Raw genomic sequence first — 19,190 nt, forward strand, 5'->3', positions numbered from 1 at the left:
GTGCCGACCACCCCCGCGGTCCCCGACGGAAGGCGGCCCACCCTGGCGCATGTCGCGGCCCGGGCGGGCGTGTCCGTCGCGCTGGTCTCCATCGTGATGCGCGGGGCCTACGGCGCGAGCGCCACCACCCGCGAGCGGGTGCTCAAGGCCGCCGAGGAGATCGGCTACCGGCCCGACACCCGGGCCAGAGTGCTCCGCAGCAACCGCTCACGCCTCCTCGGCGTGCAGTTCGGACTGCGCCACCCCTTCCACACCGACCTGGTGGAGGGCATCTACGCCGCCGCCGAACCCGCCGGCTACCAGGTCGCCCTGAGCGCGGTCGCCCCGTCGCGCGGTGAGCGGCAGGCCGTGGAGGCGCTGCTCGCCGACCGGTGCGAGGCGCTCGTCCTGCTCGGCCCCGAGGTCCCGGCCGCCCGCCTCGCGCACCTCGCGACCCAGGTCCCGGTCGTCTCGGTGGCCCGAAGACTGAGGCCCGTCCCACCGGCCGTGGACGTCGTCCGCACCGCCGACGACGAGGGCGCCCGCCAGGCCGTGGACCACTTGGTGGCGCTCGGCCACCGCGCCATCGCCCACATCGACGGCGGCCGCGCGCCCGGCGCCGCCGACCGCCGCCGCGGCTACCGCACCGCGATGCACCGCCACGGCCTCGACGACCACGTCCGCGTCCTGCCCGGCGGGCTCACCGAGGACGACGGCGCGCGGGCCGCCCGCACCCTGCTGGCGGCAGACCCCCGGCCCAGCGCGGTCCTCGCCTTCAACGACCGCTGCGCCACGGGCGTCCTCGACACCTTCCTGCGGGCCGGGGTGTCCGTCCCCGGCGAGATCTCCGTGGTCGGCTTCGACGACACCAGCCTGTCCCGGCTCGCCCACATCGACCTCACGACCGTCGCCCAGGACATTCCGCGACTCGCGGAACTCGCGGTCGGCCGCGCGATCGCCCGCCTGGACGGCGAGGCCGTACCGGACGGCGAGAGCGTGGTCGCGCCGCGCCTCGTCGTCCGCGGCACCACGGCCCCGCCCGCCACGGACTGACCCGGATCACTCCGGTGTCGTCGGCTCCAGCGTCTCGCGGACCTTCGGCAGGATGTTCTTGAGATAGTCGTCGACCGCCGTGTCCAGGCCGATGTCGTGCTGGGCGTGCTCGGACAGGTACCAGCGGTGTTCCAGCAGCTCGTGATAGATCTCGGCCGGGTCCATCGAGCCGCGCAGCTCCAGCGGTACGGCGCGCACAGTCGGTCGGAACACGTCCCGCACCCACCGGTGCGCGAGCACCTCGGGCCGGGCGGCGAGCGGGTCGCCCGGGGCGTAGTCGTCCTGGGTGGCCATCCAGGACTCCAGATCGTTGAGCAGCCGCCGCGCCTGGTTCTCCTCGGCGTCCAGGCCGGTCAGGCGCAGCAGTTGCCGCTGGTGGTGGCCCGCGTCGACGACCTTCGGCACAAAGGTCACCGTGTCGCCGTTGGAGGAGTGCTCGATCTGCATCTCGGCGACGTCGAAGCCGAGTTCGTTCAGGCGCCGGATCCGGCGTTCGATGAAGTGGTACTTGCCCGCCGGGTACACCGAGACGCGGGTCAGCTCCTCCCACAGACCCTGATAGCGGGCGCAGATCTCCATGCCGAACTCGATCGGGTCGACGGACGGATGCAGCGCCCCGGACGCCTCCAGGTCGAGCAGCTCCCCGCTGATGTTCACGCGGGCGAGGTCGAGGTCGTACTCGCGTTGCCCGTTGCTCAGCTGCGGGTGCAGATCGCCGGTCTCCGCGTCCACCAGATACGCCGCGTACGCGCCCGCGTCCCGCCGGAACAGCGTGTTCGACAGCGAGCAGTCGCCCCACGCGAAACCGGCCAGATGCAGCCGCACCAGCAGCACCGCGAGGGCGTCCATCAGCCGGTGCATGGTGGCCGGGCGCAGCGTCGTCTCGAACATCGAGCGGTACGGCATCGAGCCGCCCAGGTGCCGGGTGATCAGCACCGGTTCCAGCGGCTCGCCGGCGGCGTCGGCGCGCCCGGTGACCACGGCGAGCGGGTCCACCGCGGGGATGCCGAGCCGGTCCAGGTCGCGCAGCAGCTCGTACTCGCGCAGCGCGGGCCGTTCGGCGAGCTCCTTGACGGCTATGACCTCGCTGCCGGCACGGGCGTAGCGCACGACGTGGCGCGAGATGCCGCGCGGCAGCGGCACCAGGTACTCGTCGGGCCACTCCTCCAGGGGGACATCCCAGGGCAGCTCCAGCAGGAGGACCGGATGCTCCGGGTTGGTCGCGTTGATCTGCAGTGCCATGGGGTGACCTTAGATCGCGTGTTCGCGTGCGCGCTGCGCCGCCTCACGGACCGGACCGGTGTGCAGGGGGCCGTGGCCGGGCAGCAGGGTCTCCGCGTCCAGCGCTTCGAGGAGGTCCAGCGAGGCCACGGCACGGTCGCGCTCGTGGTGGAACATGTCGGGCAGCAGCTGCGGCCCCTTGATCCGGGAGGTCGCGTGGCCGCTCACCAGGGCGTCCCCGGAGATCACGATCCCGCGCTCCGGGAGATGGAACACGCAGTGCCCGCTCGTGTGGCCGGGGGTGTGCACGGGGACGGGCCGGCCGGGCAGGTCGAGCGGGCCGCCCGCGCCGGGGAACGCCTCGGCCGCGGCGACCGGATGCTGCTCGGTGCCGCCGACGCGCATCGCGTGCAGCACCCAGGGAAGCACTCCCGGACGCCAGGCGTTCTTCAGGACCGTCCCCACACTCACCTGCTGGAGGAACTCCCTGCGGGCGTGCGGCACTTCGGCCTCGTGGAGCAGGACCGGCGTGCCGTGGGTGTCGCGCAGGTACGCCGCCGAGCCGAGGTGGTCGTTGTGGGCGTGCGTGATCAGCACCGCCCGGACCGCCTTGGGTGAACTGCCCACCTGGGCAAGGGAGTCGAGCACGAGCTCGCGGTCGCCGGGGTATCCGGTGTCCACCAGCGTGGCCGCGTCACCGTCCGTGAGGATCACCCAGTTGGTGTTGCTGCCGTGCACCAGATAGGTGCCGTCGGCGACTTGGCGTACCTCTGCCCGCATGACCGTCCCCTCGTACGTGATGGTGCTCGACGGAGGACAGCCAACCAGACGCCCGCCGGGCGGGCACGGGCGGGGGAAGCCGCCTCCGGCGCCGTCCGCCGGGGGCGGCCCCCGCGCGCATCCGAAGCGGCCGCCTCTCCGCCTCAGTGCACGCCGTGCGGGCGGAACTGCACGCTGATGCGCGGTCCCGCGGCGCGAGTGGTCTTGGGGACGCAGTGCTCCCAGGTCCGCTGACAGGAGCCGCCCATCACGATCAGATCGCCGTGCCCGAGCGGGCGCCGCACCGACTCGCCGCCGCGCACGGGGCGCAGCATCAGGTCGCGGGGCGCGCCCACGGAGAGGATCGCCACCATCGTGTCCTCGCGGGCACCCCGCCCGATCCGGTCACCGTGCCAGGCGACACTGTCCCGGCCGTCGCGGTAGTAGCAGAGCCCGGACGTGGTGAAGGGCTCGCCCAACTCCCGTACGTAATACGCCGAGAGCGCGTCGCGGGCCTCGGCCAGCACCGGGTGGGGGAGCGTGTCGTCCGCGCCGTAGTAGGCGAGCAGTCGCGGTACGGCGACGACCTGGTCGTACATCTGACGCCGCTCGGCGCGCCACGGCACCTCGGCGGCCAGCTCCTCGAACAGGGCGTCGGCGCCGGCGAGCCACCCGGGCAGCACGTCGATCCAGGCGCCGAGCCCCAGTGCCGTACGGCGTGTCCCGTCGAGGGGGCCGAGGCGGAGCTGGTCGGTCTGGTCGAAGAGAGAGCCCTGGAGGTGGTGCGCGGTCATGGGACCAGCGTACTCCTTATTCGAATATCTGTTCCCATTCGGTGGGGGCTCTCTTCGGGGCCCGGTTCCCTGAGGTCCCACCCTTTTGGATACATCGGTGCATCGGATACATTCACGTATCGAACGAAGGACGTGGAGGTCCGGACATGGTGGCGGAGGCGACGGCCAAGCGTGTGACCAGGCGCCGGGTACGCACGCGCGCCAATCTGCTGGACGCCGCGTTCGCCGTGTTCGCGGCGAAGGGGTTCGGGCGGGTCTCCATCGAGGAGGTCTGCGAGGCCGCCGGTTACAGCCGGGGCGCGTTCTACTCGAACTTCGGCAGCCTGGACGAGCTGTTCTTCGCGCTCTACCGGGACCGGGCCGAGCTGATCGCCGACCAGGTGGCCGGCGCGTTCGCGCTCGACGGGCCCGACCTCGATGTGCCCGCCGCGGTGGACCGGGTCACCGACGTGCTGCTCCTCGACCTGGACTGGCTGCTGGTGAAGACCGACTTCCTGGTGCACGCGGCCCGGGACCCGGCCGTCGCCCAGACACTCCTCGACCACCGGGCACGGCTGCGCGGCGCGATCGCCGACCGGCTCACCCGAGCCCGCGGACATACCCGACTGCCCGCCGTACTGGGCGACATCGAGGGTGCCGCCCACGCGGTGATCGCCGCGTACGACGGCGTCACCACCCAACTGCTGCTCGACAGGGACGCCGAGCGAGCGCGTTCCTGGCTCAAGCAGCTGCTCACCGCGCTGCTGACCGACGGCAGCAACACCCCTGAATGACAACCCACTTGTGAATGACAACCCACTTGAGAAGGGCAACGTCGCCATGGATGCGGACGTCATCGTCGTCGGAGCCGGGCTGGCCGGTCTGGTCGCGGCGCACGAACTGACCAGCCGGGGACGCCGGGTCGCACTCGTCGACCAGGAGAACTCCAACAACCTCGGCGGGCAGGCGTTCTGGTCCTTCGGCGGACTGTTCCTCGTCGACTCACCGGAACAGCGCCGCCTCGGCATCAAGGACTCCTTCGACCTGGCCTGGAACGACTGGCAGGGCAGCGCCGGCTTCGACCGCGTCGACGACGAGGACGCGTGGGCGGTGCGCTGGGCGCGCGCCTACGTCGAGTTCGCGGCCGGCGAGAAGCGGACCTGGCTCGACGGACACGGCATCAAGCTGCTGCCCACGGTCGGCTGGGCGGAACGCGGCGACCTGCGCGCCCACGGCCACGGCAACTCCGTCCCGCGCTTCCACGTCACCTGGGGCACCGGCACCGGAGTCGTCGAACCCTTCGTGAACCACGCCAGGCAGGCCGCCCGCGACGGACTGCTCACCTTCTACTACCGCCACCAGGTCGACGAGTTGGTGGTGGAGGAGGGCGAGGCGCGCGGCGTCCGCGGCACGGTCCTCGCCGAGGACAACGCGGCCCGGGGCGTCTCCTCCAGCCGCGAGGCGATCGGCGCGTTCGAACTCACCGCGCAGGCCGTGGTCGTCACCACCGGCGGCATCGGCGCCAACCACGACATCGTCCGCCAGTACTGGCCCGAGCGCCTCGGCACCCCGCCCGCCGAGATGGTCACCGGCGTCCCGGCCTACGTCGACGGCCGGATGCTCGACATCAGCGCCGAGGCGGGCGTACGACTCGTCAACCGCGACCGCATGTGGCACTACACCGAGGGCCTGCAGAACTGGGACCCGGTCTGGCCCGGCCACGGCATCCGCATCCTGCCCGGCCCGTCGTCCCTGTGGTTCGACGCCCTCGGCCGCCGCCTGCCCGACCCGTGCCTGCCGGGCTACGACACGCTCAACACCCTCAAGTACCTGCGCACGACAGAGGACTTGGCGGAACACGACCACTCCTGGTTCATCCTCACCCAGAAGATCATCGAGAAGGAGTTCGCGCTGTCGGGCTCCGAGCAGAACCCCGACATCACCGCCAAGGACAAGAAGGCGGTCCTGCGCGACCGGCTCCTCGGCAAGGGCGCCCCGGGCCCGGTGGACGCCTTCCTGCGCAAGGGCGCGGACTTCGTGACCGCCGGCAATCTGGAGCAACTGGTCGAGAAGATGAACCAGTTGACCGACAAACCCCTCCTGGACGCGGCCGTGGTGCGCCGCCAGATCGAGGCCCGCGACCTCCAGATGGCCAACCCCTACAGCAAGGACTCCCAGGTCCAGGGCATCCGCAACGCCCGCCGCTACATCGGCGACCGCCTGGGCCGCGTGGCCACCCCGCACCGCATCCTGGACCCGGCGGCCGGCCCCCTGATCGGCGTCAAGTTGCACGTCCTGACCCGTAAGACCCTCGGCGGTATCCAAACCGACCTGGACTCACGGGCGCTGGCCGCCGACGGCAAGCCGATCGGCGGACTGTACGCGGCGGGCGAGGTCGCCGGCTTCGGCGGCGGCGGTGTACACGGCTACAACGCCCTCGAAGGCACGTTCCTCGGCGGCTGCCTCTTCTCGGGCCGGGCGGCAGGCCGCGCGGCGGCGAAACAGACGGCCTAGCAGTACTTCTCCGGCCCTACGGCCCGTCTCCTCACCCCTCCAGGAGGCGGGCCAGCACCGAGGCGTGACTCCGCTCCGGCGACCTGACCGCCGTCACCAACGTCACCGGCCCCATACGGACCAAGTTCCGCAAGGTGTGCAGGAGTTGAGCCGCCTCGGGCTCGGCGAGCTCGGCCTCGTAACGGCTGCTGAACTCGTCGAAGTCACCCTCGCCCGCGTGATACCAGCGGCGCAGTTCGGTCGACGGGGTGATCTCCTTGGGCCACTCGTCGACCCGGGCCGCGTCCTTGGACAGGCCACGCGGCCACAGCCGGTCGACCATGACGCGCACGCCGTCCTCCGGCTCGGGCGGATCGTAGACACGACGCACGCGGACGGTCACGGGCGGGCTCCCTCGGGTGGCGGTGGTGCGGTGAGCCTACGTCCGGGCGGGGAGTGGGGGTGGGGGCGACGCGGCGGAACTTGAGTCGGCGGAGGGGTGGCTGTGTATGCCTCCTCGGCGGACCTGACCTGGAGGCGCGTCCGCCGCAGTATCGTCCGGCGGAACCGCTATGCCGACGACCGGCGTTTGTGCGCCGTCGTCGACATGGCGGACGTTGCCCGTTGTCCGATGCGGCACGGGCCGCCCGGTTTCAGAAGGCGTGTGCCATCAGTTCCGCGAACAGGGCGTGTTCGTCGGCGTCGAGGCCGCGTGAGCGGAACCAGCCGCAGATGTTGGCGCAGTCGCGCTGGAGGAACGTCATGCCGTTGAGGTTGCCGACCAGGTCGACGATCTGCGGCAGGTCGATGATGACCAGCCGCTCGCCCGCCGCCAGGATGTTGTACGCCGAGAGGTCGCCGTGCACGAGGCCGTTCTGCACCATCGTCGCGAGCGCGTCGGTGAGTTGCTCGAAGTACGCCGCCAGCAGTTCGGGTGAGGGGCGGGTCTGGGCGAGCCGGGGCGCTGTCTGGACGGTGCCCTCCTCGTCGACGACGGTGATCCACTCCATCAGGATCTCGGTGCCGTCGATCTGGACCGGATAGGGAACGGGCAGCCCAAGGTTCCAGAGCCGTACCAGCGCGGCCCATTCGGACACCGCCCACTCGCCGGCCGCGACCTGGCGGCCGAAGGTGCTCTTCCGTTTGACGGCCCGCTCGTCGCGTGAGCGCTTCATCGAGCGGCCCTCGGTGTAGGACGCGGCGCGGTGGAAGGTGCGGTGCTCGGGGGAGCGGTACCGCTTGGCCGCCATGACCACCCCGGCGGCCGGGTCGAGCGGGTCGGCGCGCTCGACGAGGTGGACGTCGGCCTCCTTGCCGGTCTTGAGGACGCCGAGCTCGGTGTCGATCGCGCCCTGCGAGGTCACTACCCAGTCCGGGAGCGGCTCGGGGCCTCGGCTGAGGGGTTCGACGCTGAGCCAGGTCGACCAGCGCTGGCCGTCGGCGAGGTCGTCGTAGGTACGGAAGTCGAAGACGAACCGGTCGTCGATGTCGCCCTGTACCGCGTCGCCCGGCGGCGGAACGTAGCGGTGGGGATCGGTGACGAAGTCGTCAGGAAATACCGGGTGTTGAGAGTGCTGGGGGTGTTGCGGGAGATTGTCGTGAGACATCGCTGGAGGTGCTCCATGAGGTGAGAGGAAGGCGGTCGGCGGGCAGGCCGAGGACAGTCGTGGTCACGTCGCGCCTCCTCTCGTGGAGCACCGGGCAGATCCCGGTGGCCCGCCCATGGTGAGGGGCGGGCATGGGGAGCGGCAACTGAATTACGTCGGCCCGCGTCGAGCGGCCTCTGCGGTGTCGTGGGTTTCCGGCGCGATCCTCCGTACCGGGCTCGTTCCGGCTCTGGTGGCGTCGACGAAGGCCGGGTCGGCGAGGGCCGGACCCAGGTGTTCGTCGCCGTCCCGCAGCCGTGAGGTCATCGCCCGGCCGACTCGCGCCGCCCCATCCCGACGTCAACCCGCCCGGACAGCAACGGAGTTCTGCTAGCGGCCCTTCCGCACGAGGTCGGTGATGCGCTCGCCCTCGCCGATCGTGAGCGGGCCGATTCCCTCCGAGGGGTCGCCGACTCCCAGCGCGACCGCCAGCGTGCGGCCGTGCAGGTCGAGGGTGGCCTCGGTCAGGGTGGTGAAATCGGCTACGGCGGAACGGGCGCGGGCCCATCCGGTCAGGCCGATGCCCGCGGCGATCAGTACGGCGGGCCACCACACCACGGTGAGCAGAAGGTAGGGCAGGGCCCAGGTTCCGGTGGCGACCGCGGCCGCGAACGCCGAGTGCGCGGCGGTGAGTTCGGTGCGTGCGGGATCGGGGAGCACCAGCCAGAGCCGGGACCAGCCGTAGGTCAGGTCGAGTCCGTAGCGGTGGTACGCGATCGACTCCACGGCGTGGATCCGGTCGCCCATCCAGGTCGGCCTGCCCGGTTCGGCCATCGCCAGCCGGGTGACGCGGTCGGCCGCGGTGTCGATCCGGTGCTGCTGCTCGGGGGTGCGTGTGCCCGGGCTCGCGGCCTCGAACGCCCGGCGTTCCTCCACGAGTTGGTGCCACCGCGCACGTCGGCGTGCCGTCCGCGCCGTCGCGGTCGCGGCGAACGGGCGGGGCCACTGCCCCAGCCAGACGCGCCGGGTGACACCGGCCAGCGCCTGCACGACGAAGCCGACACCGGAGGCGGCCGCCAGTACGGCCACGACGAGGAGTGCCTGCGCCCCGCTCGGCAGGTCCCTGACCGTGTCGGCGGTGTTCTCGACCCGTCGGGTCGACAACGCGACGTTCCACGCGTCGGATTGGCCGAGGTTGACGGACAGCCACACTGCGCCGAGGAAGAACGCACCGGGCAGCACGAGCAGGCTGATCCACCGGTCGGCGAGCGTCTTGGCCAACTGCTGGAAGAAACCGCCCACTTGGGCTACCCCCGTTCCAGCGGCCGGCCCATGACGGCGCAGCGCGGGATCGCACCCGCCGGGAGAGGTACCGCCGTCCGGTCGCAGGCGCCGTCCGGGCAGCGGAAGGCCTCCTGACGGGCGATGCCCGGCCCGGCCCCCGGCAGCCCCGTCGAGAGCGTGCGCAGCGTGGTCTCACGGTCGGTGTTCAGCAACTGGCCCAGCAGGGCGAGCACCGGACGCCGGGCCCGTGCCTCGGCCACGATCCGTTCAAGGAGATCCTGACGTTCCGCGGAGTGGAGCCCTGTCTCGCCGATCAGCGCCTCGAACTCCTGGCACAGCGTGGTCAGTGCCGATCGTTCGGCGTCCACCAGGGCTCCTCCTTCCGCCAGTCGGCCGATAGTCTCATGGGTGATGTCCTCCTACCACCAGCCCGATCCGGAGCTGCTGAACCAGCAGGCGGTCGACCTGTTGGACCGGGCCACCAGGACCGGTGACACGGCACAACTGGGTTCCTGTGTCTCGTTGTTCCAGCGCGTCCTCGCCCTGACACCGCATCACCATCCGCGTCTCGCCACCCGCCTGTACAACCTCGCCGAGTGCCATCGGGCGCTGTACGCGCTGACGGGACAGGAGTACGAAGCCGACCGGTCGATCGGCATCGGGCACGAGGCCGTGGCCGCCCTCCACCACGGCGACCCCAACTCCGCGCTGATCCTGGGCAATCTGAGCGCCACCCATCTCCTGCGGTTCCAGCGGGCCGGGCAGCCCGAGGACCTGGACGGGGCCGTCGAGTTCGGGGAACGGACCGTCGGCGTGCCCGGCGCCAACCCGAACCTCGCGTTCCACCTGGCCACCCTCGGCACGTGCTACCTGCTGCGGTTCCAGCGAACAGGTCACCTCCCGGATCTGGACCGTTCCATCGACATCGGTGAGCGGGTGATGGCTGTCGCCTCCGCCGATTCGCCGCACCGGACGACAGCCTTGTCCGATCTCGCTTCGAGCTACTTGCTGCGCTTCGAGCGGACCGGGCAGCTCTCGGATCTGGACCGTTCCATCTACAGAGGCGAGCAGGTGATCGTTGTCGCCTCCGCCGGGTATCCGCACCGGTCGACAGCCCTGACCAATCTCGCCACGGGCTACCTGCTGCGGTTCGTTCGGACCGGGAACACCTCGGATCTGGACCGTTCCATCAGCAGCGGTGAGCAGCTGATGGCCGTCGTCTCCACCGATTCCCCCCACCGGGCGACAACCTTGACCAACCTCGGCAATGCCTACTTGCTGCGGTTCGAGCAGACCAGGCACGTCTCGGACCTGGACCGTTCCATCGGCAACGGTGAGCAGGCGATGGCTGTCACTCCCGCCGACTCCCCTCACCGGCCGACGGTTCTGACCAATCTCGCCATGGGCTGCCTGCGGCGGTTCGAGGGAACCGGGCACGTCTCGGATCTGGACCGTTCCATCGACATCGGTGAGCAGGCGATGGCTGTCACTCCCGCTGACTCCCCTTACCGGACGACGACCCTGACCAACCTCGCCACCTCCTACTGGGCACGGTTCGGACGGGCGGGCCGGTCGGCGGACCTGGAGCGGGCCATCGGCTTCGGGGAACAGGCCGCCGCCGACACCGGCAACCCGCACCGAGCGATCGCCCTGTCCAACCTCGCCGCCGCCTACACCGACCGCTTCGAGCGGACGGGGAACCTGGCCGACCTGGAGCGGGCGATCGGACACTACGAACGAGCGGTGGCGGCCGCTCCGGACAATTCCCTCGACGGCGCCACCTACGTGTCCAACTTCGGCATGGCGTACCACGCGCGGTTCGAACGGCTGGGGGAGGTCGCCGACCTGGACCGGGCGATCGGCCACCTCGATCGTGCCGCCGCTGCGGCGCCCCGGGGGCACCGAGAGTTCACGACGATCCTGTCCAACCTCGGCATCGTGTACGGGGCGCGGTTCGACCGGCTGGGGGACATGGCCGATCTGGACCGGTCCATCGGCCACTACGAACAGGCCGTGGCCGCCACGCCCCAGGGCCATCCGGATCTCGCCCACCGTCTGTCGAACCTGGGCACCGCGTACGACGCGCGGTCCGACCGGAAAGGGGACCGCGCCGACGCGCAACGGGCCGTAGAGAGTCTGGAACGCGCCGTCGCTGCCACACCGGCCGATCACCCCCTCCGCGCGAGGGCCCTGTCCAACCTGGCATCGAGCCTGCGAGGGCGGTTCGACCGGCTGGGGGACGTGGCCGATCTGGACCGTGCCATCGCGCATCACCAAGAGGCCGTGGCCGCCACGCCCGACGACCACCCGAACCTGGCGATGCACCTGTCCAACCTCAGCGTCGCCCACTGGTCCCGGCTCACCCGCACCGGAGACACGTCCGACCTGGACGCGGCCATCGAAGCCGCGAGACGCGCGGTGGCCGCCACGCCGGACGACCACCCGGACCGTGCGATGCGCCTGAACAACCTCGGTAACGCTCTCCAACAACGGTTCGAGCACAGCGGCAGCCTTCCTGACCTGGACCGTGCCATCGCGCATCACGAGGAGGCCGTGGCCGCCACGCCCGAGGACCACCCGCACAGGGCGAGGCACCTGTCCAACCTCGGAGCCGCCTACCAGTCGCGGTCCGGCCGGACCGCCGGTGGCGCCGATCTCGACAGCGCCATCGACCGCACGCTCCTGGCGCTCGCGGCCACCCCCGCCGACCACCCCGACCGACTGCTGCGCCTGTACAACCTCGGGCGGTCCTATCAGACACGGTACGAGCGCTCGGGCGATCCGGCCGACCTGGACCGCGCGGTCGACCTGGCGCGGGAGGCGGCCGACGCCGTCCCCATGGGCGACCCGCTTCGCGCGCAGCATCTGTTCAACCTCGGCAACTCCCACCGGCTGCGGTTCCAGCGGACCGGTGACCCGAACGACCTGGACCGCGCCGTCGACGCCGCGGAACGGACCGTCGCGGCCACCCCCGTCGACCATCCCCGGCGGGCCTCACGCATCTACCTCCTCGCGATCTGCCACACGCGGAGGTGGGACGCCGGCAGCACCGTCGACCGGCCGCGGATCATCCGGCTTGCGGAAGAGGCGCTCGCGGCCACGACATCGCCCCCGCTCGAACGACTCCGCGCCTGCTGGGTGGTCGGCCGGCTCGCCTACGTACTGGACGAACCGCACACCGCCCGGCTGCTGTTCGACACGGCAGTGGAGCTGCTGCCGTTGGTCGCGGCACGGGAGGCCTCGTCGGCGGACCACGAGTACCGCCTCGGTGCGAACCACGGACTGGTCGGCGAGACGATCGCCGTGCACTGTGCCCTCGACGATCCGGGCGGCGCGGTCCAGGCCGCCGAGCTGGGCCGGTCGATCCTGCTGACGTCCCGGCTGGCGCTGCGGACACCCCTCGGCGACCTCGAAGCCGAGCACCCGGTACTTGCCGGCCGGCTGAGCCGGGTCCGCGACGCCCTCAACGCGCCGGATCTCCCGGCCATGGCCACGCCCGATGGTCAGGACGTCGACCACATCGACCGGCGTAAACGCCTGTGGGCCGAGCACGACGCCGTACTGGCGGAGATCCGCCGACTGCCGGGACTGGACCGGTTCCTGCTCCCGCAGCGATGGACCCGGCTGCGGCCGACCGGCGCCGGTGAGGCGGTCGTGCTGCTCAACGCCGGCCGGCAGCGGTGCGACGCTGTCGTCGTCACCGCCGACGGGCCTCTGCTGCCGGTGCCGCTGCCCGAACTGCGCCTGTCCGACGTCGAGGCGTGGGCCGCCGAGCTGACGGAAGTGACGCACAACGCCGGCTCGTTCACCGGCGAGCTGCGCTGCCAGCGGGTGCTGACGGAGCTGCTCGGCCGGCTGTGGGACACGACGGTCGGGCCGGTCCTCGACGCGATCGAGGACCGGCTCCGCCCGGCCGACGGAGAACTGCCCCGGGTGTGGTGGATGCCGACCGGGCCACTCGCTCTGCTGCCGCTGCACGCGGCCGGACACCCCGGTGGTGCCGGGGCGCTCGACCGGGTGATCTCGTCGTACACGCCCACCATGCGCACCCTGGGCCGTGCACAAGGACGACCCTCCGCGACGATTCAGCGCCGGCTCACGGTCGCCCTCGACCGGACCCCGAGGCTGCCGGACCTGCCGGCCACCGCCGCCGAGGCGGCGAACCTGCACGCCGCCCACCCCGACATGCCGCTCCTCACCAACGAGCAGGCCACCGCCGGCAGTGTGACCGGCGCGCTCCCCAGGGCGAGTTGGGCCCACTTCGCGTGCCACGCGGGCACCGACCCCGACGCGCCGTCCGAGGGTGGGCTCCACCTCCACGACGGTGTGCTGTCCATCGCGGAGATCGGCCGCCTCGACCTCCACGAGGCCGAACTGGCCTACCTGTCCGCGTGCTCCACCGGTCACGTCGGCCGTCGGCACGCGGACGAGTCCATCCACCTCGCCTCCGCCTTCCAGCTGGCCGGCTTCCGGCACGTCGTAGCGAGTCTCTGGCCACTGGACGACCACGTCGCGGCCGCCGCGGCCGACCACTTCTACCGACTGATGCCGGACACGCCGTCCGCCGACGACGCGGCGATCGTGCTCCACCGCGTCATCCGGCAACTGCGCACCGAACACTCCGGCCGACCACACCTGTGGGCGTCCCTGATCCACAGCGGGCCGTAGCCCGGACCGGGCCTGAACTCGGCGGCGGCTACGAGGTGTTCACCACCGTGCCGGTGATCGCGTCCTGGTTCTCCCGTGGCGCCAGGCTCCGCACCACATCGAACTCGTTGCCCTCGGGATCGGCCATGACCACCCAGCTCCGATCCGCGCCCTGGCCCACATCCGTCGTGGTTGCCCCGAGGCCGAGCAACCTGCTCACCTCGTCCTCCGTGCTGCCGTCGATCGGGCTGACGTCGAGGTGGAGCCGGTTCTTGACGGTCTTGTCCTCGGGAACCTGGATGAACTGCAGGGTGGGCGGCATCTGACGGGCCCGGACCTCCTCGGCGGTCGGCTCCCAGGAGCCGATCTCGACCCTGCCCTCGGCCCGGTCGATCACCTCGAAGTCCAGGACCGCGCACCAGAAGGCCGCGAGCCTCTCCGGATCACGGCAGTCGACGACCAACTCGGTGAACCTGCTTGTCATGACTCTCCTGGTCTGATCGGGTCTCGTGAGGGTTTCCCCATGCCGGTGAAGAGGGCCCGGAGGACACGGCCCGCATCTGACGCGGGGCGTCACGCCGGTGGCCGGGTGAGTCTGGCGGACACGGCGTCGAGGACCCAGTCCAGGCCGGTCGTGAAAGATGTCTCGGCGTCCACGTCCGTGCCGTCGTGCACCGCCTTGGCCAGCGCCGGGAAGCGGCCCGTGGCCAACATCCTTGTCACATGCGGGCCGTGGGCGCGCTGCCAGTCGCGCTTGGACAGGCCCGTGGCGCGCTCGGCCCGCAGGTTCGCGACCTCGCGCCTGATCGCGCCGGTGAAGTAGGCGCTGACGGTCTCGACGGCACGCATGACGGTGTCGATGTCGGCGAGGCCGTCGAGGGCGGCCAGCGTGGCCTCGGTCACGGCGAGGCCGTTCGGGCCCAGGGCCGGGCGGCCGCCGAGCAGGTCGGCCAGCCATTCGTGACGGAGAGCGGCCTGCCTGGTGCGGTGGGCGAGGGTGCGCAGCGCCTCCCGCCAGTCACCGGGCTGTTCCTCGGGGAGGATCTCGGCCTGGACCTCGTCCACCATGAGGTCGAACAGCTCCTCCTTGGTGGCGATGTAGCCGTACAGCCGCATCGGGCCGGCTTCCAGGCGGGCGGCGACCTTGCGCAACGACACCGCTTCCAGCCCGCCCTCGTCGGCCAGCGCGACGGCGGCGGCGACGATCCGCTCCCGGTCCAGCGGCACGGGGCGAGTCGGCGGCTCCGGCCTGTCCCACACAGTCATGCTCACATCGTACTGTTGCCATGCGCCGTATCGAAGCAATACGGTGTATCGACATGAGACATCGCATCGCTGTGGTCGGGAGCGGCCCCGCCGGTCTTGCCTTCGCCCGCGTTCTGCACCGGCATGGTCATCCTGCCGTCATCCTCGAACGGGATCCCGGCCCCGACGCCCGCCCTCTGGGCGGCACATTGGACCTGCACGAAGGGCTGGGCCAGCTCGCGCTGGACAAGGCGGGACTGCTGGCGGAGTTCCAGGAACTGTCCCGTCCCGAGGGGCAGGCCATGCGCATCCTGGACCCGGACGGGACCGTCCTGCGGGACTGGCGACCCGGCCTGGATGACCGGGCCAATCCCGAGATCGACCGCGGACAACTCCGTGACCTGCTGCTCGGCCCTCTCGACATCCAGTGGGGGAAGGGCGTGACGGACGTGGTGCCGGGGGCCCGGGACGGCGTACGGGCCCATTTCGCCGACGGGCGGCAGGAGGCGTTCGACCTCGTGGTCGGCGCGGATGGCGCGTGGTCCCGGGTCCGCCCGGCCGTCTCGTCGGTGACGCCGCACTACACCGGCGTCACCTCGGTCGAAACCTCCCTCGACGACGTCGACAGCCGTCACCCCGACCTCGCCCGGTTGATCGGCGACGGTTCCGTGGCCGTGTACGGCGTGAACCGAAGCCTCGTCGCCCAGCGCAACAGCGGTGGCCACGTGAAGGTGTACACCAAATTCCGTGCGCCGCTGGACTGGCACACTGACCTGGACCCGGCCGACGTCGAGGCCGTGCGATCGAGCCTGCTGGCTCTGTTCGACGGCTGGGCCGACCCCGTCCTCGGCCTCCTCCGTCACGGCACCGCGTTCGTCCACCGTCCCCTCTACGTCCTGCCCGTGTCCCACACCTGGACCCACGTTCCCGGGGTGACGCTGCTGGGCGACGCCGCCCATCTGATGCCCCCCTTGGGGGCGGGCGCGAATCTCGCGATGCTGGACGGCGCCGAACTCGCCGAGTGCATCGCCACCGGCCCTGAAGATCTGGACGAGGCGGTCCGGGCCTTCGAGGTGCGGATGTGGGCGCGGGCCGGCAAGTGGGCGAAGATCACGACGGCCGGTCTGGAACGCCTCGTGAGCCCGGACCCCGCCGAAGCCCTCGCTCTCTTCGACCAGGTCCAGCCGTCCTGACCGCCCAGCGCGGAAGCAACCGGCACCCATCACCTCCTTGTCCGTGACGCGACACGGTTCAGGGCGAAGTGGCGGGCGCCTGCGGACGAAGGGTCCGTGGCGGGGCCGCCGGAGCTCGGCCTGCGAGCGTGCGGGACACGGTGCGGCTCGCGGTGGTGATCGGGACCTCGGGGTGATCTTCGGTGACATCGGGACCGGCCCGATCTACACCCTCTAGGCCGTGTTCAGCCCGAGCGACCCGCATCCGGTACTGGTCAGCACGCAGAACGCGTACTCCCAGGACGCCCGTTCGTGTCCGGACCACACCAACTCGCGAGGATCGTCGGGGTCGTACCGGACGAGCACGTGGCTGCCTTCGGCCAGAGGGCGACGCTTGGGCGCGGGCACGGGCGAACCGACCTCCATGACCAGGCCGTCCTCGGTCGTGAACTGGAGTAGCGGCCGTGGGCGGTCGGCATCACCAACTGGGCCGGTGCGCTTGACCATTGCCCACACGTCCACGCCCGTACGGCGCAGCCGCCGGATCCTCCGTGGACCGACGAGGCCCGTCAGCAGCGCGACCGCGCCCGCTCACGCCGGTGAATCCGGCCATCGCGATGACGGCTCCTTGCGGCATGCTTCGTCTCCCCCCGCGATCGTCATGTCGCCGGACAGGATCTCGACACGATCGTAACTACGTGGCGTCGGTGCCTAGTTCGTCCGCTGATCGTGGTCCTCGGCCGCCCGTCTACGGACCCTGTCGAACAGTTCACAGGGAATTCCCTTTGCCGGCGAGGGCGTGTGCGAGGCTGCGGCGATGGACATGACGGCGCTGGCCCGCACGCTGCTGGAGCCCGTTCCGGCCCATCGCACCGCGGGAGTTGAGGTGCTGCGAGCCGTAGACGGCGTGGCCGAGATCGCCTCGGAGGTTCCCCGGGAACTGACGAACGTGATCGGTTCACTTCACTCCAGCGGACTCATCGCCCTGCTCGACGCGGCCGGCCTGGGCGCGATGATCGCCGCGAGCCGTGACCCCGGGGACTTCGACGGGGTCGTGCCCCTCGGAGCGGCCGCCTCCCTGGAGTTCCTCGCTCCGGCACGAGGGCGGTTGCTGACCGTGTGCCGGCTCGACGATGAGGCGCGCGCCGCGCTGCTTCCGTTGCTGTCGGGCGAGAGCGACCGGGCTCGATTCTCGACCCGGGCCGAGATCACCGACGCGACGGGGACGACGGTGTGCCGGGGGAGCTTCGACTGGAGCGTCAGGCGTCGGCGTACGGGGTGATGCGAGGGGGCAGCGACAGCGCGTGGGGTCCGGAGGGGCCGCGGCGCACACACCTCGGCCGGGGCCGGCTCGTGGTTCCTGATCACCGGTTCCTGGTTGTCGCACCATCAGGTGTGTTCCGCCCCTCGTCGCCTGGACGTCCTGGTCAACAACGCGGGCATCTCAGGGGAAATGGGGCCGGGCTGGATCCAGGACCCGACCACGCTCGACCTCGACCTGGTCCGCACGGTCGTGGAGATCAACGTCCTCGGCGTCATTCTTGTGACCAACGCGATGCTGCCGCTCCTACGGCGCTCGCCATCACCCCGCATCGTCAACATTTCTAGCGCCGTGGCCTCCCTGCCCCGGCAGGCGGACCCCGCCATCGACACGCGCTCCATGGGGGTTCTCCGAGCGCGACCGGCTGGAGCTGGTGAAGTGCGTGGGCACCCCGGAGCGGCTGCTGGACGGCAAGCGCATCACCGGCTGCTTCAGCGAGGGCTTCTTCCGCACGAACTTCTGGCGGATGTGGTGCACCACGTTCGCCTTCGAACCGTGGCACAGCGCGATCGAGTTCCGCCGCTACCTCAACCGTTCCGTGCACCTCTTCAAGACCTTCGACTCCATGTCGGGGATCTACCGGACCCGCTTCAACCAGTACGACTCCATCGTCCGCCCCCTGTCGAAGTGGCTGACCGAGCAAGGGGTGACCGTCCAACTCGGCACCCGGGTAACCGACTTGCGGCTGGCCGAGGGGGACGCGCTCACCGTCGAGGCGCTCACCTGGACGCGGGAGGGCCGTAGCGAGGAGACGGAACTCGGCCCCGATGACCTCGTGTTGGTCACCAACGGCTCGATGACGGCCGACTCCACGCCCGTGCTGGACACCTCCGGTGACGCGGGATCGTGGCGGCTGTGGGAGACGCTCGCGGCGAAACGGCCGGGCCGGCCGGGCCTGCTGGGGGACCCGTCGGTCTTCAACGCCTCGATCACGGACTCCACTTGGGCGTCCTTCACGGTCACGACGAAGGATCCGACCTTCTTCGAGCTGATGGAGGAGTTCAGCGGCAGCGAGGCCGGCAAGGGCGGGCTGATCACGTTCAAGGACTCCAACTGGCTGCTGACCATCGTCCTCAACCATCAGCCGCACTTCCGAGAGCAGCCCGAGGACACCTTCGTGTGGTGGGGCTACGGTCTCTTCCCGGACAGGGAGGGCGACTTCGTCCGCAAGCCGATGCGCGAGTGCACGGGCCGGGAGATCCTGGACGAGGTCCTGCACCACCTCCGCTTCGAGGAGGGCCCGCAGATCCTCGACCACTCGATCGTCGTCCCGGCGCTGATGCCGTACATCACCAGTCAGTTCCTGGTGCGCAGTTCGGGAGACCGGCCGCAGGTCGTCCCGGAGGGTTCCACCAACCTGGCTTTCATCGGCCAGTACGCCGAGGTCCCCGACGACGTCGTCTTCACCGTCGAGTACTCGGTACGCACCGCCTGGACCGCCGTAGCCCAACTCCTGGGCCTGGACCGGCAACCACCGCCGGTCTACAAGGGCGGGCACGACCCGAAGGTACTGGTCGAGGCCCTGCAGACGATGCACCGCCGCTGACCTGCCGAACGAGCGGACGGGAACGCCCCTGGCATCCGCACGCCAACTGGCCCTGAGATGCCGGGGTTTGAGCAAGCACCTGCATCAGTACTGGCTCCAGCTCCAGTCAGG

Annotated in this window: 16 protein-coding genes and 2 pseudogenes; 8 read left to right on the forward strand and 10 right to left on the reverse strand. The window is 70.9% G+C overall.

Going from position 1 to position 19,190, the window contains the following annotated elements; all coding sequences use genetic code 11:
• Positions 1 to 1,032: a LacI family DNA-binding transcriptional regulator gene (locus ACGFY9_RS18185; RefSeq protein ID WP_393755194.1), complete on the forward strand. Its 1,032-nt coding sequence runs from the start codon at positions 1 to 3 to the stop codon at positions 1,030 to 1,032.
• A 6-nt stretch (positions 1,033 to 1,038) separates the two neighbouring features.
• Here the strand turns inward: ACGFY9_RS18185 and ACGFY9_RS18190 are convergent, their stop codons facing one another.
• From ACGFY9_RS18190 to ACGFY9_RS18200, 3 genes are all read right to left on the reverse strand, one after another.
• Positions 1,039 to 2,274, reverse strand: a complete 1,236-nt coding sequence (locus ACGFY9_RS18190; RefSeq protein ID WP_393755196.1) for a DUF4032 domain-containing protein — start codon at positions 2,272 to 2,274, stop codon at positions 1,039 to 1,041.
• A 9-nt stretch (positions 2,275 to 2,283) separates the two neighbouring features.
• Positions 2,284 to 3,033 carry an MBL fold metallo-hydrolase gene (locus ACGFY9_RS18195; RefSeq protein ID WP_393755197.1) on the reverse strand — a complete coding sequence of 250 codons (750 nt, stop codon included), beginning with the start codon at positions 3,031 to 3,033 and terminating at the stop codon, positions 2,284 to 2,286.
• A gap of 143 nt (positions 3,034 to 3,176) precedes the next feature.
• The gene (locus ACGFY9_RS18200) at positions 3,177 to 3,806 is read right to left on the reverse strand and encodes an alpha-ketoglutarate-dependent dioxygenase AlkB (RefSeq protein WP_393755198.1); all 630 of its coding nucleotides are present in this window, start codon (positions 3,804 to 3,806) and stop codon (positions 3,177 to 3,179) included.
• A 146-nt stretch (positions 3,807 to 3,952) separates the two neighbouring features.
• Here ACGFY9_RS18200 and ACGFY9_RS18205 point away from each other — a divergent pair, with 146 nt between their 5' ends.
• Positions 3,953 to 4,579 carry a TetR/AcrR family transcriptional regulator gene (locus ACGFY9_RS18205; protein WP_393755200.1) on the forward strand — a complete coding sequence of 209 codons (627 nt, stop codon included), beginning with the start codon at positions 3,953 to 3,955 and terminating at the stop codon, positions 4,577 to 4,579.
• A 46-nt stretch (positions 4,580 to 4,625) separates the two neighbouring features.
• Positions 4,626 to 6,299: an FAD-binding dehydrogenase gene (locus ACGFY9_RS18210; RefSeq protein ID WP_393755285.1), complete on the forward strand. Its 1,674-nt coding sequence runs from the start codon at positions 4,626 to 4,628 to the stop codon at positions 6,297 to 6,299.
• A 31-nt stretch (positions 6,300 to 6,330) separates the two neighbouring features.
• Here the strand turns inward: ACGFY9_RS18210 and ACGFY9_RS18215 are convergent, their stop codons facing one another.
• The 4 genes from ACGFY9_RS18215 to ACGFY9_RS18230 all read right to left on the reverse strand — a co-directional run bounded on the left by ACGFY9_RS18215 (position 6,331) and on the right by ACGFY9_RS18230 (position 9,516).
• Entirely contained in the window at positions 6,331 to 6,681 is a 351-nt protein-coding gene (locus ACGFY9_RS18215) for a DUF488 domain-containing protein (RefSeq protein WP_393755201.1), read from the reverse strand.
• A 250-nt stretch (positions 6,682 to 6,931) separates the two neighbouring features.
• Positions 6,932 to 7,885 (reverse strand): serine protein kinase RIO, encoded by a 954-nt coding sequence (locus ACGFY9_RS18220; protein ID WP_393755202.1) that lies wholly within the window; start codon positions 7,883 to 7,885, stop codon positions 6,932 to 6,934.
• Positions 7,886 to 8,254: 369 nt separating this feature from the next.
• The gene (locus ACGFY9_RS18225; RefSeq protein ID WP_393755203.1) at positions 8,255 to 9,166 is read right to left on the reverse strand and encodes a hypothetical protein; all 912 of its coding nucleotides are present in this window, start codon (positions 9,164 to 9,166) and stop codon (positions 8,255 to 8,257) included.
• A 5-nt stretch (positions 9,167 to 9,171) separates the two neighbouring features.
• A complete protein-coding gene (locus ACGFY9_RS18230; RefSeq protein WP_393755204.1) occupies positions 9,172 to 9,516 on the reverse strand; it encodes a hypothetical protein in 345 nt (114 codons plus the stop codon).
• Between the two features lie 43 nt (positions 9,517 to 9,559).
• Here ACGFY9_RS18230 and ACGFY9_RS18235 point away from each other — a divergent pair, with 43 nt between their 5' ends.
• Complete coding sequence (locus ACGFY9_RS18235; RefSeq protein WP_393755205.1) at positions 9,560 to 13,816, forward strand: CHAT domain-containing protein; 4,257 nt, start codon at positions 9,560 to 9,562, stop codon at positions 13,814 to 13,816.
• Positions 13,817 to 13,844: 28 nt separating this feature from the next.
• Here ACGFY9_RS18235 and ACGFY9_RS18240 read toward each other — a convergent pair whose 3' ends face one another.
• A complete protein-coding gene (locus tag ACGFY9_RS18240; RefSeq protein ID WP_393755207.1) occupies positions 13,845 to 14,279 on the reverse strand; it encodes a VOC family protein in 435 nt (144 codons plus the stop codon).
• 89 nt (positions 14,280 to 14,368) lie between these two features.
• Entirely contained in the window at positions 14,369 to 15,061 is a 693-nt protein-coding gene (locus ACGFY9_RS18245; RefSeq protein ID WP_393755209.1) for a TetR/AcrR family transcriptional regulator, read from the reverse strand.
• A 53-nt stretch (positions 15,062 to 15,114) separates the two neighbouring features.
• Between ACGFY9_RS18245 and ACGFY9_RS18250 the strand changes: the two genes are divergently transcribed.
• Positions 15,115 to 16,233: an FAD-dependent oxidoreductase gene (locus ACGFY9_RS18250; protein ID WP_393755211.1), complete on the forward strand. Its 1,119-nt coding sequence runs from the start codon at positions 15,115 to 15,117 to the stop codon at positions 16,231 to 16,233.
• Between the two features lie 213 nt (positions 16,234 to 16,446).
• Here ACGFY9_RS18250 and ACGFY9_RS18255 read toward each other — a convergent pair whose 3' ends face one another.
• Positions 16,447 to 16,788: a DUF3592 domain-containing protein gene (locus ACGFY9_RS18255; protein ID WP_393755287.1), complete on the reverse strand. Its 342-nt coding sequence runs from the start codon at positions 16,786 to 16,788 to the stop codon at positions 16,447 to 16,449.
• A gap of 241 nt (positions 16,789 to 17,029) precedes the next feature.
• Here ACGFY9_RS18255 and ACGFY9_RS18260 point away from each other — a divergent pair, with 241 nt between their 5' ends.
• From ACGFY9_RS18260 to ACGFY9_RS18270, 3 genes and pseudogenes are all read left to right on the forward strand, one after another.
• On the forward strand, positions 17,030 to 17,494 hold the full coding sequence (locus tag ACGFY9_RS18260; RefSeq protein ID WP_393755213.1) for a PaaI family thioesterase: 465 nt from the start codon (positions 17,030 to 17,032) through the stop codon (positions 17,492 to 17,494).
• Between the two features lie 129 nt (positions 17,495 to 17,623).
• Positions 17,624 to 17,863, forward strand: a pseudogene (locus tag ACGFY9_RS18265) (SDR family NAD(P)-dependent oxidoreductase); the annotation flags it as partial.
• Positions 17,864 to 17,876: 13 nt separating this feature from the next.
• Positions 17,877 to 19,079, forward strand: a pseudogene (locus tag ACGFY9_RS18270) (oleate hydratase); the annotation flags it as partial.
• Between the last annotated feature and the right edge of the window lie 111 nt (positions 19,080 to 19,190).

It is taken from the genome of Streptomyces sp. NPDC048504, assembly GCF_043200035.1.
Classification (GTDB): domain Bacteria; phylum Actinomycetota; class Actinomycetes; order Streptomycetales; family Streptomycetaceae; genus Streptomyces.